General features: G+C 60.6%; 15 protein-coding genes. 4 read left to right on the top strand and 11 right to left on the bottom strand.

The annotated features are described in order from the left end of the window. Positions 1-103 precede the first annotated feature (103 nt). From tal to P7F28_RS16375, 5 genes are all read right to left on the bottom strand, one after another. The gene (gene tal / locus P7F28_RS16395; RefSeq protein WP_277185563.1) at positions 104-1,057 is read right to left on the bottom strand and encodes a transaldolase; all 954 of its coding nucleotides are present in this window, start codon (positions 1,055-1,057) and stop codon (positions 104-106) included. 297 nt (positions 1,058-1,354) lie between these two features. Continuing rightward, a complete protein-coding gene (locus P7F28_RS16390) occupies positions 1,355-2,551 on the bottom strand; it encodes a benzoate/H(+) symporter BenE family transporter (protein ID WP_277185562.1) in 1,197 nt (398 codons plus the stop codon). Positions 2,552-2,575: 24 nt separating this feature from the next. Beyond that, positions 2,576-3,751: a VWA domain-containing protein gene (locus P7F28_RS16385; RefSeq protein ID WP_277185561.1), complete on the bottom strand. Its 1,176-nt coding sequence runs from the start codon at positions 3,749-3,751 to the stop codon at positions 2,576-2,578. 24 nt (positions 3,752-3,775) lie between these two features. Then, complete coding sequence (locus P7F28_RS16380) at positions 3,776-4,366, bottom strand: GNAT family N-acetyltransferase (RefSeq protein WP_277185560.1); 591 nt, start codon at positions 4,364-4,366, stop codon at positions 3,776-3,778. A gap of 9 nt (positions 4,367-4,375) precedes the next feature. After that, positions 4,376-5,218, bottom strand: coding sequence for a MoxR family ATPase (locus tag P7F28_RS16375; RefSeq protein ID WP_277185559.1), 843 nt, complete (start codon positions 5,216-5,218; stop codon positions 4,376-4,378). A 410-nt stretch (positions 5,219-5,628) separates the two neighbouring features. Here P7F28_RS16375 and P7F28_RS16370 point away from each other — a divergent pair, with 410 nt between their 5' ends. Beyond that, positions 5,629-5,994 (top strand): c-type cytochrome, encoded by a 366-nt coding sequence (locus P7F28_RS16370; RefSeq protein WP_277185558.1) that lies wholly within the window; start codon positions 5,629-5,631, stop codon positions 5,992-5,994. A 43-nt stretch (positions 5,995-6,037) separates the two neighbouring features. Beyond that, entirely contained in the window at positions 6,038-6,406 is a 369-nt protein-coding gene (locus P7F28_RS16365) for a cytochrome c (protein ID WP_370467335.1), read from the top strand. A gap of 79 nt (positions 6,407-6,485) precedes the next feature. Here P7F28_RS16365 and P7F28_RS16360 read toward each other — a convergent pair whose 3' ends face one another. The 3 genes from P7F28_RS16360 to rsxB form a co-directional block, all read right to left on the bottom strand. Then, positions 6,486-6,917, bottom strand: coding sequence for a DUF1841 family protein (locus P7F28_RS16360; protein WP_277185557.1), 432 nt, complete (start codon positions 6,915-6,917; stop codon positions 6,486-6,488). Positions 6,918-6,978: 61 nt separating this feature from the next. Next, positions 6,979-7,623, bottom strand: a complete 645-nt coding sequence (gene nth, locus P7F28_RS16355; protein ID WP_277185556.1) for an endonuclease III — start codon at positions 7,621-7,623, stop codon at positions 6,979-6,981. Beyond that, a complete protein-coding gene (gene rsxB, locus P7F28_RS16350) occupies positions 7,620-8,423 on the bottom strand; it encodes an electron transport complex subunit RsxB (protein ID WP_277185555.1) in 804 nt (267 codons plus the stop codon). Before rsxB ends, nth begins: the two co-directional genes overlap by 4 nt. Before the next feature lie 333 nt (positions 8,424-8,756). On the opposite strand from rsxB, the gene P7F28_RS16345 reads away from it, so the two are divergent. Beyond that, on the top strand, positions 8,757-9,389 hold the full coding sequence (locus P7F28_RS16345) for a TetR/AcrR family transcriptional regulator (RefSeq protein WP_277185554.1): 633 nt from the start codon (positions 8,757-8,759) through the stop codon (positions 9,387-9,389). 125 nt (positions 9,390-9,514) lie between these two features. Here P7F28_RS16345 and P7F28_RS16340 read toward each other — a convergent pair whose 3' ends face one another. The 3 genes from P7F28_RS16340 to P7F28_RS16330 all read right to left on the bottom strand — a co-directional run bounded on the left by P7F28_RS16340 (position 9,515) and on the right by P7F28_RS16330 (position 13,441). After that, entirely contained in the window at positions 9,515-10,786 is a 1,272-nt protein-coding gene (locus P7F28_RS16340) for a polyhydroxyalkanoate depolymerase (RefSeq protein WP_277185553.1), read from the bottom strand. 328 nt (positions 10,787-11,114) lie between these two features. Continuing rightward, entirely contained in the window at positions 11,115-12,977 is a 1,863-nt protein-coding gene (locus P7F28_RS16335) for a glycoside hydrolase family 15 protein (RefSeq protein ID WP_277185552.1), read from the bottom strand. Next, the gene (locus P7F28_RS16330; RefSeq protein WP_277185628.1) at positions 12,956-13,441 is read right to left on the bottom strand and encodes a hypothetical protein; all 486 of its coding nucleotides are present in this window, start codon (positions 13,439-13,441) and stop codon (positions 12,956-12,958) included. Before P7F28_RS16330 ends, P7F28_RS16335 begins: the two co-directional genes overlap by 22 nt. Between P7F28_RS16330 and P7F28_RS16325 the strand changes: the two genes are divergently transcribed. After that, entirely contained in the window at positions 13,382-13,630 is a 249-nt protein-coding gene (locus P7F28_RS16325) for a hypothetical protein (protein WP_277185551.1), read from the top strand. The genes P7F28_RS16330 and P7F28_RS16325 overlap by 60 nt on opposite strands. The last annotated feature ends 137 nt before the right edge of the window (positions 13,631-13,767 follow it).

Raw genomic sequence — 13,767 nt, 5'->3', positions numbered from 1 at the left:
TAGGTCAAATGATGCGGAAACAGCATGTTTCGAAGACCGATTGTACGAGCGAAAAAAAACGCGCGAACGAATCGCGCGTTTTCTTTCAATGCTTCCGGCGAGCTTACTGAAGCGCCGCGATCAGCTTTTCCAGCTTGATGGCATCGGCCGCGAACGCGCGGATGCCTTCGGCAAGCTTTTCGGTGGCCATCGCGTCGTCGTTGACGAGGAAACGGAAGGTCGGCTCGTCTACCGCGATCTTCTCGATATTCTCGTTCTTGCCGCTTTCCGGCGACAACTTGCGCTCGACGGTGTCGTTGCTATCGGCCAGTTTCTTCAGCAGATCCGGGCTGATGGTCAGCAGATCGCAGCCCGCCAGTTCGGTAATCTGGCTGACGGTGCGGAAGCTCGCACCCATCACTTCGGTCTTGTAGCCGAACTTCTTGTAGTACGCGTAGATGCGGCGCACCGACTGCACGCCCGGATCGTTCGCGCCGCCGTTTTTGACTTCATCCCACTCCGCGCCCGCCGACTTCTTGTACCAGTCGTAAATGCGGCCGACGAACGGCGAAATCAGTTGCGCGCCCGCTTCAGCGGCGGCGACGGCCTGCGCCAGCGAGAACAGCAGCGTCATATTGCAGTGGATGCCTTCCTTCTGCAGCACTTCCGCCGCGCGGATGCCTTCCCACGTCGATGCCAGCTTCACCAGCACGCGCTTGCGGTCAATACCGGCCGCCTCGTACAGCCTGATGATCTCGCGGCCTTTATCGATCGACGCCTTGGTGTCGAACGACAAACGTGCATCGACTTCTGTGGACACGCGTCCCGGCACGATCTTCAGGATTTCGGTGCCGAAAGCAATCAGCAAATGATCGATGATCTGACCCATCGGCTTGCCTTTGTGCTCCTTGACGGTCTTTTCGAGCAGCGGCTTGTAGTCGTCCTTCTGCACAGCCTTCAGAATCAGCGACGGATTCGTCGTCGCATCCTGCGGCTTGAATTCGATGAACTGCTGGAAATCCCCCGTGTCGGCGACGACGGTGGTGTATTGCTTGAGCTGGTCGAGAGCGGATGTCATGTCGTGTCTCAGGCGCGTGCGCCTCGTCAAATTGCGGTATCCCGCGGATTGGCCATGATCGCGACGCCGTGCGTGTTGCTGTGCGTACTGCCTTGCACGGCGCGCCCCTTGAATCTCACTGCATCATTCTAGTCCCGCGCGGCGGATTCGCGCTCGCAGCGTGCTACATGCGCTGAATTCGACTGCACCGGCGCGCCGTGCGTTCAATCTGGCGCGCGCAGAGGCGTCGCACGGATCGATCGTGTTTTCGTCAATGTTCAGCGTAATCCGTCATTGTAGGTCGGGCGACTTGCGATCTCATGCGCGCCGCGCGTTCAGCACCAAATGTGTCAACACGCCCGCGATCAAGCCCCAGAACGCCGAACCAATCGATAACAACGTGAGACCCGACGCCGTTACCATGAACGTGACGAGCGCGGGTTCGCGCTGGCGCACGTCGTGCATCGCATTGGCGAGACCGCTCATGATCGAGCCGAACAGCGCGAGCGCCGCGACCGATACCACCAGCGCCTGCGGAAACGATGCGAACAGCGCCGCGATGGTCGCGCCGAAGGTGCCCGCGAGCAGATAGAAGATGCCGCACCAGACCGCCGCGGTGTAACGCTTGTCGCGATTTTCGTGCGCCTCGCGCCCCGTGCAGATCGCGGCGGTAATGGCGGCGAGATTGACGCCGTGCGAGCCGAACGGCGCGAGCACAAGCGATGCCAAACCCGTCGCGGAAATCAGCGGCGCGGACGGCGTGGTGTAGCCATCGGCGCGCAGCACGGCGATGCCCGGCACATTCTGCGACGCCATCGCCACGATAAAAAGCGGCACGCCGATGCTGATCGCCGCCGCCGCCGAAAACGTCGGCATCGTGAAAACGGGATGCGCGAGCGCGACGTGAAAGCGCGAGAAATCGAGCAATCCGAGCGCGCCCGCGACCACGATTCCCGCAATCAGCGTCGATGGAATCGCGTAGCGCGGCACGAAGCGTTTCGCGACGAGATACGTGAAAAACATCACCAGCACCAGCGCCGTCTGATGTTCCGCCGCATGAAAAATTTCGATGCCGATCTCGAACAGAATGCCCGCCAATAACGCCGCCGCGATGCCGGACGGAATGCGCTTCATCAGCGTATCGAAGATGCCGGTGAGGCCGACGGCGGTCAGCAGCACCGCGCAGACGATAAACGCGCCGATCGCATCGCTGTAAGCGACGTGGGGCATCGACGAGATCAGCAGCGCCGCGCCCGGCGTGGACCACGCGACGACGATGGGCGCGCGGTAACGCATCGACAGGCCGATGGTGCAGACGGCCATGCCCATCGACAAGGCCCAGATCCACGAGGAGATTTGGGCATCGCTCAGATGGGCGGCTTGCCCGGCCTGGAACATCAAAACGAGCGAGGACGTGTAGCCGGTCATCATCGCGACGAAGCCGGCGACGATGGTGGAAACGGAGGTGTCAAAGAGGAAGCGCGGCGCGGGCTGCGCCGGAGACGAGGCTTTCATCGCGGTCTTACAGAGCTTGAATCGTTATTTGGAAAGGGCGCGCATGGCGGCTTCGAGACCGGCCATTGTCAGGCCGTACATGCGATTGCCGAGCACGTTGCGGATCGCGCCGATCGACTGACGATATTCCCATAGCCGCTCAGGCTCCGGATTGAGCCACGCATGATGCGGAAACTGATCCGCCAGCCGGCGCAGCCACACCGCGCCCGCTTCGGCATTGTTGTACTCGACCGAGCCGCCCGGTTGCAGGACTTCGTACGGGCTCATGGTGGCATCGCCGACGAAGATGAGTTTGTAGTCGGGCGTGAACTTGTGCAGCACGTCGAACGTGGGCGTGCGTTCAGTGTGACGGCGGCGGGTGTTCTTCCACAGAAAGTCGTAGACGCAGTTGTGGAAATAGTAAAACTCGAGGTGTTTGAATTCCGCCTCCGCCGCCGAGAACAACTCTTCCACGCGCTTGATGTGATCGTCCATCGAGCCGCCGACATCGAGCAGCATCAGCACTTTGACGTTGTTGTGACGCTCCGGGACCATCTTCAGATCGAGCCAGCCGGCGTTGGCGGCGGTGCTGCGGATGGTATCGGGCAGATCGAGTTCTTCGGCCGCGCCTTCACGCGCAAAGCGCCGCAAGCGTCTGAGCGCCACCTTGATATTGCGCGTGCCGATTTCCACCTGATCGTCGTAATCGCGATACCCACGCTCGTCCCACACCTTCACGGCGCTGCGATTCCCCGACGATTCCCCGCCGATCCGAAAGCCTTCCGGGTTATAGCCGCCGTGCCCGTACGGCGACGTGCCGCCCGTGCCGATCCACTTATTGCCGCCTTCGTGCCGGCCTTTCTGTTCGTCGAGCAGTTCCTTGAACCGCTCCATCAACTTGTCGATCCCGCCGAGCGCTTCGATGCGCTTTTTCTCTTCGGCCGTGAAATCGCGTTCGAGGCGCTTCTTGAGCCAGTCGAGCGGAATCTCGAAGGCGTCGTCGGGAATCTGCATGACGCCGTGAAAATACGCGCCGAACGCACGATCGAACTTGTCGAAGTACTTCTCGTCCTTCACCAGCGTCATGCGCGCGAGAAAGTAGAACTCATCGAGCGATGGCTGGATCACCTGCGCCTTGAGCGCTTCGAGCAGCGTCAGATATTCCTTGACGGAGACGGGCAGCTTCGCGTCGCGCAGCGAGTAGAAGAAGTCGATCAGCATGAACGCGCGCTCCTTTTTTCTGTATCAGCGATCGAGCCGGAAGTTCAGATTGGCCCGCACCGCCGGCCATTCCGATTCGATGATCGAGAACACGACCGTATCGCGATACACGCCGTTCCGCCCGATGCCGTTATTGCGCAGAATGCCATCCTGTTTCGCGCCGAGCCGCGCAATCGCCGTCCGCGATGCGTGGTTCATAAAATGCGTTCGGAACTCGACCGCGATACACCCGAGCTTGTCGAACGCATGCGTGAGCAGAAGCAGCTTCGCTTCGGTATTGAGCGGGCTTTTCTGCACGCGTTTGGCGTACCACGTATGCCCGATCTCCAGCCGCCGATGCGCGGGCTCCGCCGCAAAGAAGCGCGTCGAACCGACGATATCGCCGGTCTTCGTATCGATCACGGCGAAGGGGTGCGCGCCGAGCCGGTCGCGCATATCCAGCGCAGTTTCGATATACGCGCGCGTTTCCTCCGGCGAGGGCACGAAGGTGTACCAGAGTTTCCACAACTCGCCATCGCGCGCGGCGGCGCTCAGCGCGGGCTCGTGTTCCAGCGACAGCGGCACGAGTTTCACGTGCTCGCCTTCGAGCGTGACGGGTTCGATCCAGCGGCTCATGTCGTGTGCTTAACGATGGTTACGGTTCATGAACAGCAGACGTTCGAACAGCGCGACATCCTGTTCGTTCTTGAGCAGCGCGCCGTGCAGCGGCGGAATGATCTGCTTCTGATCGTCCGAGCGCAGCGCTTCGGGCGGAATATCTTCGGCCAGCAGCAGCTTGAGCCAGTCGAGCAGTTCGGACGTGGACGGCTTCTTCTTCAGTCCCGACACGTTGCGCAGTTCGAAGAAACTCTGCATCGCGGCGGCGAGCAGGTCTTGCTTGATATTCGGAAAATGCACTTCGACGATGTCTTTCATCGTCGAGGCATCGGGGAATTTGATGTAGTGGAAGAAGCAGCGGCGCAGGAACGCGTCGGGCAGCTCCTTCTCGTTGTTCGATGTAATGATCACCAGCGGCCGATGCTTCGCCTTCACCAGCTCGCGCGTCTCGTAGACGTAGAACTCCATGCGGTCGAGTTCGCGCAGCAAATCGTTCGGGAATTCGATATCCGCCTTGTCGATTTCATCGATCAGCAAGACCGCCTGCTGGTCGGCATCGAAAGCCTGCCACAACACGCCCTTGACGATGTAATTGCGGATATCCTTCACGCGCTCGTCACCGAGCTGCGAGTCGCGCAGTCGCGAGACGGCGTCGTATTCGTAGAGACCTTGCTGCGCCTTCGTCGTCGATTTGATATGCCATTGCAGGAGCGGCATGCCGAGCGCGCCCGCGACTTCTTCCGCGAGCATGGTCTTGCCGGTGCCGGGCTCGCCCTTGATGAGCAAGGGGCGTTGAAGCGTCATCGCGGCGTTCACCGCGAGTTTGAGATCGTCGGTTGCGACGTACTGCGATGAGCCTTCGAAACGCATAACGAAGATTCCGGTGGAGGAAAAAAATCCCAGTATAAGTCAGAAGACCTTTCGGCATGGGCGTGCGCCCGGTATCGTTTGAGCCGCGCCGGATCGGGCGATGGCTGTATCGAACATGCTGCGCGCGAGCCGGTTTCGAACGCACGCGCGCGGTGCCGCGATTTTGTACAGGGACGAATTGTCGCAGGCTAAAAAGCTGCTTTTGGGCCGACTCCCATTGCCAGCAAGGCTTCCGGGCGTTCTCGATTGTGGACGGTCCCGAGGTCGCGCGGTACAATTAGCGCGATTTTTTTGGCCTGCGCGGTCAACAAGCAGAACAGTCCCGAGAAGGTTGTCAAGCAGTTGTGAAGCGCTCGGCGCGGGCCAAGGCTGACGAGCGCCGGATTTCCCCTCATGCCAGGTTAGAAGCTATGAACAATTTCGTCGGCAAATGTGCCGTGATTGCAGCGCTGTCGGGTCTTGCCGGCTTCGCGACCCAGGCGTCGGCCGACGTCGTGGGGGACGCCAAAGCCGCAGAAGGCAAGGTTGCGATGTGTATCGGCTGCCACGGCATTCCGGGCTATCGCACCGCGTACCCCGAAGTCTACGAAGTGCCGATGCTGGGCGGCCAGAACGCGCAGTACATCGCCAATGCGCTGCACGCGTACAAGAAGGGCGACCGCCACTTCGAGACCATGCGCGCCATCGCGACCACGCTGTCCGATCAGGATATCGCCGATATCGCCGCGTACTACGCCGCGCAAACCCCTCAATCGAAGAACAATCCCGACAAGTGATCCGGGCGCTGCGCGTGAAGCGTGACGCAGGACAGGAGAATTCATGATGCCCTCTAAGGCAATCTTTAAAGCGGTGGGTGCGGCTGCGCTGATCGGCATGGCGACGCTGAACGTCGCGCGCGCAGCGGATGCGGGCAACGGCAAGGCGCTGTCGGAAAGCCATAATTGCGCGGCCTGCCACGGTCCCAATCTCAACAAGCCGGTGAGCGGTGAATATCCGAAGCTCGCGGGCCAGCATGCGACGTATATTTACTGGGCGCTGCGCCAGTATCAGATCGGCAACGGCAATCCGAACTTTGGCCGCAACAACGCGATCATGGCCGCGCAAGTGCAAAGCCTGTCGCAGAGCGATCTGAAGGATCTGGCGGCGTATATCGAATCGCTGGATGGAGCGCTGGTGTTGAAGAAGTAACTTCGCTTCTTACCTCCGCTCAAACAAAACACCCCGCTCGATGCGGGGTGTTTTGCTTTGTGCCTTGCGTGATGCTTAGTTAGTCCCGCGAAGCACGCCGTTCGATCAACGCAAGATACTGATCCGTATCCGGCGGCGTATTCGAACGCTGCGCTTCCCAGATCACCTGACCGAGGCACTCCATGATCGCGTGTTGCGCGTCGTGCGGCGAGCCGAGCCGCGCGACGAGCTTGTCGTGCGCGCGGCGGATGCCCGGCGGCTGATCGATCGACAACTGCTCGCTGATGGCCAGATGCATCGACAGATGAAGAAACGGGTTGGTCTGGCCGCGATCCGGCGAATAATCGGTCTGTTTGGCATCCGGATTGGCGAGCGACTCGTGATATTCGGGATGCTCGCCGATCCAGTCGGCGGCCATGCTTTCGAGCGGCGTCAAAATCTCGCCCGCGCGCTCCTTGCGCCACGCGTCGGTGAAAAACTGGCGAACTTCGTCGCGGCTGGGATTGAACATAAGCTGTTGATTCGATTGCGTGATTCAGACCGCTATTGTAATCCTGAGCGCGCCTGGATGCTTATTCGATGGGTGCCGGCGTCTTCGGCCGGAACTCGCACAGCGGCTCGATCGCGCAATGCCAGCACTCGGGCGTGCGCGCCTTGCAGATGTATCGACCGTGCAGGATCAGCCAGTGATGCGCGTCGTGGATGAAATCCTTCGGCGTGAATTTCTCAAGCGCCGTTTCGACCGCGCGCACGTCCTTACCGGGCGCGAGTCCCGTGCGATTGGCGACGCGAAAGATGTGCGTATCGACCGCGATAGTCGGATGGCCGAACGCGATATTGAGGACTACGTTCGCGGTCTTGCGCCCGACGCCCGGCAGTCCTTCCAGCGCGTCGCGATCGTCCGGCACGTCGCCGCCGTATTGCTCGATCAACATACGGCACGTGGCGATCACATTCTTCGCCTTCGTCCGATACAACCCGATGGTCTTGATATACCCCGTCACGCCTTCCTCGCCCAACGCGAGCACCGTCTCCGGCGTATTGGCGACGGGAAACATCTTGCGCATCGCCTTGTTGACGGACACGTCGGTGGCCTGCGCGGACAGCATTACGGCGATCAGCAGTTCGAACGGCGTGGTGTATTCGAGTTCGGTCTTCGGATGCGGATCGAGATCGCGCAGCGTTTCGAAGATGGCGCGTCGCTTGGCGGGGTTCATTTTTTTTCGTTTTTATCGATAAGGCCGAGGCGTTTGCGGCGCGCTTCGGCTGCATCGATTTGCGCCTGCACGGCGGCGCTGACATGGTCGGTGTTTTTCGGCCCCGCGCCTTGCTGCATCATCTCTTCCTTCTTCTTGCGCGCGCGTTCCATCGCGGCCTGAATGATGGCGCGCTTCTTCGCTTCGGGGTCTTCTTGAGCGACTTCGGGCGCGGCTTCGGGTAGGGCTTCTTTGGGCGATTCAGCCACGGCAGCGCGCGACGCTTTGCGCGCTTCGGCCTCCGCACGATCGCGTGCAAGCCGCGCGACGCGCCGGTCGTGGCGTTCGCGCGCGGCGTCCGCCTGCGGCTGACTCCACGCGTCCCAGCCGGTGGCATCGCCCGTGACGGCGATCATGTCGATGCAATCGACCGGGCAGGGCGGCACGCACAGATCGCAGCCCGTGCACAGTTCCGGAATCACGCTGTGCATCAGCTTCGCCGCGCCGACGATGGCATCGACCGGACACGCCTGCATACATAACGTGCATCCGATACACACGTTTTCATCGATCACGGCAACAGGCCGCGCGCGTTCGACGCCGTGGGTGGTATCGAGCGGAATCACGGGTTTGCCGAGCAACGCGGCCAGCCGCGCGATACCTTCCTCGCCGCCCGGCGGGCACTGGTTATAACCGGCCTCGCCCGCAGCGATGGCGTCCGCATACGGCCGGCAGGCGGGAGAGCCGCATTTGGTGCACTGGGTCTGCGGCAGCAGGTCTTCGATGCGCTCAGCGAGCGTCTTTGAAACGATGGCGGTCACGGGAAGCGCGAATATCGCGATAATTGCTTTGATGCAGGGGAATGTGCGCAAACGATAATCCGCGCATTCGGCGTTCGTCCGATGACCCGGCGCGCGCTCGACTAGTTTCGATTCAACAGTTCGTATTATCGCCGAAGTCGGCAATCGCGGTGCCAGGTGGCTTTCGATCCCAATTGCCAATGGCGCTGCGATGTGCGCATAATCGAAGCGCTTTATCGTTAGACCGCAGGACGGTGTTCCCCAATAACCTTGGCGCGCCCGTTCACGTCATGTACCCCTCAGCGCGGGCCGCGTGACGCATATCCGGCAACGCGGCTCCCGAATCATGCCACCATGAATCAGCCGAAAATCAAAAGAGATCCTGAAGGCACCCGGCGCCGTATCCTGCTTGCTGCTGCGGAAGAGTTTGCAGCAGGCGGACTGTTCGGCGCGCGCGTCGATCAGATCGCCCGCCGGGCCGAAACCAACGAGCGCATGCTCTATTACTACTTCGGCAGCAAGGAGCAGCTTTTCACTGCCGTGCTCGAACATGCGCTGTCCGCACTCGTCGAAGCGGAACGCACGCTCGACCTCGAAGGCGTTGCGCCGATCGAAGCGATGACGCGGCTTGCGCATTTCGTCTGGGATTATTATCGAGATCACCCCGAGCTGTTGCGGCTGATCAATAACGAGAATCTGCACGAGGCGAAATACATCAAGGGATCGAATCGCATTCGCGATCTGATTTCGCCGATCGTCGAAACGCTGACCGGCATTCTCGAACGCGGACAGAAAGCAGGATTATTTCGCGCCGACGTCGAGCCGCTGAAGTTCTACATCACCTTGTCGGGGCTCGGATATTACATCGTGTCGAATCGTTTCACGCTGGAGGCGAGTTTCGGGCTGGATTTCAGCCAGGCCGCGCAGCGCGAACAAATGGTGCGGATGAATACGGAATTGCTGCTTGCGTATCTGACGAGAAAATAGTCAGACTCGCATGGGATGAAAAAAACGTCGCGCTCTTTGCAGGGCGCGACGTTTTTGTTTCTGCCGATGGAACCGGTTCAAATCATTGGACCGATCCCGCCGCAAGTAATCCGAACAAATTCCGCTTAGGCCGGAACTGCTTCCGTTTTCGGCGTCTTGTCGTGCTCGAGGATGAACTCGCGCAATTGCGGATACACCATCGCGCGCCAGCGGCGGCCGGAGAAAATGCCGTAGTGGCCGGCCTTTTCCACCGTGAAATGACGCTTGTCCTTGGCCGGAATGCCGTCACACAGATCGTGCGCGGCGCGCGTCTGGCCGCTGCCGGAAATATCGTCCAGTTCGCCTTCGATGGTGAACAGCGCCGTCTTCTTGATGTCCTGCGGGCGCACCATCTCGCCGTTCACTTCCCACGTGCCTTCCGCGAGCCGGAATTCCTGGAACACGATGCGGATGGTTTCGAGGTAATACTCGGCGGCCATATCCAGCACGGCGTTGTATTCGTCGTAGAAACGGCGATGTTGCTCGGCGTCTTCATCGTCGCCGCGCAGCAGGTTTTGATAGAAGTCCCAATGGGCCGTGAGATGGCGCTCGGGGTTCATCGCGACGAAACCGGCGTGTTGCAGGAAGCCCGGATAGACCTTGCGGCCCACGCCCGGATAGTTAGCCGGCACCGTGTAGATGACGTTGTTCTCGAACCATTCGTACGAGTGCTCGTTGGCCAGCGAGTTGACCGAGGTCGGGCTGCGGCGCGCATCGATCGGGCCGCCCATCATGGTCATGGTGCGCGGCGTGTCTTCGCCACGGCTCGCCATCAGCGAAATGGCGGCGAGCACCGGCACGGTCGGCTGGCACACGGAAATGACGTGCAGATCCTTCGCGCCGATATGACGGATGAACTCCTGAATATATTCGACGTAATCGTCCAGATGGAACGGGCCGTTCTCGGTCGGCACCATGCGCGCGTCGATCCAGTCGGTGATGTACACCTTGTGGTCTTGCAGCAGCGTTTTCACCGTGTCGCGCAGCAGCGTCGAATGATGGCCGGAGAGCGGCGCGCAGACCAGCACGATCGGCTCGTTCTTGAGCTTGGTGACGGTGGCGCTGTCGTCGGCGAATCGCTTGAAGCGCAGCAGGCGGCAGAACGGCTTTTCGACGACCGTCTGTTCGACGATCGGAATGTTATGGCCGTCCTTGCCGATTTGATGCAGTTCGAACTCGGGCTTTTCGTAGTCCTTGCCCAGCCGATACAGCAATTCGTAACCGGCGGCCAGACGGCTCGAACCGGGAACATAGGCTAGCGGGCTGGCCGGATTCACAAAAGACTTGGAGGCGGCCTGGGCCCAGGCTGTGAGGGGGGACAGCAGAGCCCGCTGGAATTCGTGGATTTGATAGAGCATTTTTGCCCCAGTAACTCCGGTTTCTACCGGTACGTCCGCCGGACCTGCAAGGGCTTCGACGGCTTTTGATGATCCCCGATGCGCGGTGGCTGTTCCGCGCGCCGGGGCACGATCAGGCAATTGCTTACCGAAAAACTACCCGGCTCCATGTGAATAACGACCCTTCACATCAAAGACTTGAGCCGGATTCGCAGCATTTTCCGGCCAACGTGCAATGAATTCAACCAATTAGTACAAATTTACCGGCTATTTCACAACACATTTTTGTGCGATGCACCATCGTACCGGCTAAGCGTCATTCCTTCAAACGAAAGAATCGTGAAATTAGTTACTGACGCCCAGTCGCCGCCTGCATGGTTGCGTCTTCGGAACCCGTCGGCTGGCCGGTGGCTTTCGCCATTTCTTCCTCGTGACGCATCAGGTTCATGCCCGTGTGCACCAGCGCCACGTGCGTGAAGGCCTGCGGAAAATTGCCAACCATGCGCTTCGCCACCGTGTCGTATTCCTCCGCCAGCAAGCCGACATCGTTCGCCAGCCCGACCAGACGCTCGAACATCTCATGCGCCTCGTCGATACGGCCCTGCAGCGCCAGATTGTCGACAAGCCAGAAACTACAAGCCAGAAACGTGCCTTCTCCTGGCGGCAGACCGTCCGATACCTCGGTGGTGTGATAACGCTTGACGAGACCATCGTGCGTCAAAGTCGTCTCGATCGCATGTACGGTTCCGGTCACACGCGGATCGTTTGGCGGCAAAAAACCGAGCAATGGAATCAGGAGCAGGCTGGCGTCGAGCGCGTCGCTGCCGTAGGCCTGCACGAAGGAGTTGAGCTTGGGATTCCAACTTTTCTTCAGCACCTCGGCGCGGATGCGGGCGCGCATCTCACGCCAGTGATCGACCGGGCCCGGCAGTTCGAACATTTCCGCCGATTTGATCGCGCGGTCGTACGCGACCCACGCCATGACCTTCGAAAACGTGAAGTGCTGGCGGCCGCCGCGCACTTCCCAGATGCCTTCGTCGGGCTGCTCCCAGACGGTGTCCAGATGCTGGAGCATCGCGCATTGAATCGACCAGGCGTTTTCGTCGCTTTGCAAGCCGCCGACGCGTGCGAGGTGCAGCGCGTTCATTACTTCGCCGTACACATCGAGTTGCAACTGATCGACCGCGCCATTGCCGATACGCACCGGCTGCGAGTTTTCATAGCCCGGCAGCCACGGCACTTCCCACTCGGCCAGACGCCGCTCGCCCGCGATGCCGTACATGATTTGAATCTGCGAAGGCGATCCGGCCATCGCGCGGCCCAGCCACGCCCGCCACGCGCGAGCTTCGTCGTAGTAGCCGCCGCGCATCATCGCGAGCAGGGTGATGGTCGCGTCGCGCAGCCAGCAAAAGCGATAGTCCCAATTCCGCGTGCCGCCCAATTGCTCCGGCAGCGACGTAGTCGGCGCGGCGACGATACCGCCCGTCGGCTCATAAGCGAGCGCCTTGAGCGTGATGAGCGAGCGGCGGATCGCGGGCGCGTAGCGGCCCTTCAGCTCGCTCTGCGCGGACCATTCGCGCCAGTGGTTTTCGGTACGCGCGAGTTGCGTATGCGGATCGTGCGCGGCCGGCAGCCGCAGATGCGATTGCGAATAGCACAGCGAGAACGGCACGCGCTCGCCTTCGCTCACATCGAAACAGGCGGTCGTGCGCATGTTCTCGCCGACGAGTTCGACCGGCGTGCGCAGCACCGCGAGATCGGGACCGGCGATGGCGCGAATGCCGCTATCGTCGGGTAAGCGGCTGACCCACGGCACCGCCGATCCGTAATCGAAGCGCAGCACCAGTTCCATCTTCACCCGCACCGTTCCCCGCTTGCCGACGACAATCCGCACCAACTCCGAATGGCCGTTGCGCAACGGCATGAAATCGACCACGGTGATCGCGCCTTCGGGCGTCTCGAAGTCGGTTTCGAGAATCAGCGTATCGCCGCGATAACGGCGCCGCACGATGGGTTGCTCGTCGTCAGCCACGTCCGGCGCGATCAGCCATCGGCCGTGTTCGGGTTTGCCGAGGAGCGCCGCGAAACAGGCGCTCGAATCGAAGCGCGGCCAACACAGCCAATCGACCGAGCCGTCGCGGGAAATCAGGGCAGCGGTATGGCCGTCACCGACCATCGCATAGTCTTCAATCAAAGCTGGCGAACGTGGCATAAGCAAACATCTTCCTGCTGGCAGTGCGCTTCAAAGAAAAGCCAGCGCACCGCGGGTTGAACGAAATAGCCGATACGAACATCACGACTTGTACGGATGGCGCGCCCGCGCATAAGTTCTCGCCGCATTCTGCCAAAATCGTTCGGAGTCGGCAGGAAAGCGGTCCGGTGCGTCGTTCGATGGGTCGTCCGATGGGGCGTACGACCAAGCGAATATGGACCGCGACAGCATGCCGCGCCCGCCTGGCGGATAACGGCGAGCGATGCGCCGATCACGCCCGATTCAGTCATTGATCTTTCATTCGACTGATGTTTAGAATGAAGCTTCTTGTAAGCTGTATTTTCGGTCGCAGAAGCATCGCAGTTCGTCCCTTCACGCGTTGTCAATTCACGAGGAACGGAATCATGCTCCACCCGTCGAAAGCCGACTGCATCGCCATACTGTCTGCCGCGAGCCGCGTTCATGACACAGATTCCTTGCTCGCACTCGATCACACCCGTCTCGGTTTGTCGCGCAATGCGCTGGTCAATGCCGCCGTGTTTTTGACGGAGCGCGGCTGTTTCAATCGCTTTACCTTTGGCACGAGCGGATTTTCGGTCGGCGCGTTGTCGCTGCAAGGGCGCATGCGTCTCGACTCCCTGACGATCAACTAATCTCCAACGGGCACGCCGCGCGTGTCCTCCTTCCGTGACACTTTGCGCAAGCACGCGAATCATCTCGCGTGCATTTGCGCACGCGCTTAAACCCTTACGCACCGTAAGCGGAACCGCCGACGCATATTGGCGTCACA

It is taken from the genome of Caballeronia sp. BR00000012568055, assembly GCF_029439455.1.
Taxonomy (GTDB): Bacteria; Pseudomonadota; Gammaproteobacteria; order Burkholderiales; family Burkholderiaceae; genus Caballeronia.
Note: the sequence above shows the minus strand (reverse complement) of the source record. Positions and strands in the feature narration are given on the sequence as shown.

Coding starts and splice junctions, on each gene's coding strand:
- tal (WP_277185563.1), bottom strand. CDS start 1,057: ATGACATCCGCTCTCGACCAGCTCAAGCAATACACCACCGTCGTCGCC.
- P7F28_RS16390 (WP_277185562.1), bottom strand. CDS start 2,551: ATGAAAGCCTCGTCTCCGGCGCAGCCCGCGCCGCGCTTCCTCTTTGAC.
- P7F28_RS16385 (WP_277185561.1), bottom strand. CDS start 3,751: ATGCTGATCGACTTCTTCTACTCGCTGCGCGACGCGAAGCTGCCCGTC.
- P7F28_RS16380 (WP_277185560.1), bottom strand. CDS start 4,366: ATGAGCCGCTGGATCGAACCCGTCACGCTCGAAGGCGAGCACGTGAAA.
- P7F28_RS16375 (WP_277185559.1), bottom strand. CDS start 5,218: ATGCGTTTCGAAGGCTCATCGCAGTACGTCGCAACCGACGATCTCAAA.
- P7F28_RS16370 (WP_277185558.1), top strand. CDS start 5,629: ATGAACAATTTCGTCGGCAAATGTGCCGTGATTGCAGCGCTGTCGGGT.
- P7F28_RS16365 (WP_370467335.1), top strand. CDS start 6,038: ATGATGCCCTCTAAGGCAATCTTTAAAGCGGTGGGTGCGGCTGCGCTG.
- P7F28_RS16360 (WP_277185557.1), bottom strand. CDS start 6,917: ATGTTCAATCCCAGCCGCGACGAAGTTCGCCAGTTTTTCACCGACGCG.
- nth (WP_277185556.1), bottom strand. CDS start 7,623: ATGAACCCCGCCAAGCGACGCGCCATCTTCGAAACGCTGCGCGATCTC.
- P7F28_RS16345 (WP_277185554.1), top strand. CDS start 8,757: ATGAATCAGCCGAAAATCAAAAGAGATCCTGAAGGCACCCGGCGCCGT.
- P7F28_RS16340 (WP_277185553.1), bottom strand. CDS start 10,786: ATGCTCTATCAAATCCACGAATTCCAGCGGGCTCTGCTGTCCCCCCTC.
- P7F28_RS16335 (WP_277185552.1), bottom strand. CDS start 12,977: ATGCCACGTTCGCCAGCTTTGATTGAAGACTATGCGATGGTCGGTGAC.
- P7F28_RS16325 (WP_277185551.1), top strand. CDS start 13,382: ATGCTCCACCCGTCGAAAGCCGACTGCATCGCCATACTGTCTGCCGCG.
- P7F28_RS16330 (WP_277185628.1), bottom strand. CDS start 13,441: ATGAACGCGGCTCGCGGCAGACAGTATGGCGATGCAGTCGGCTTTCGA.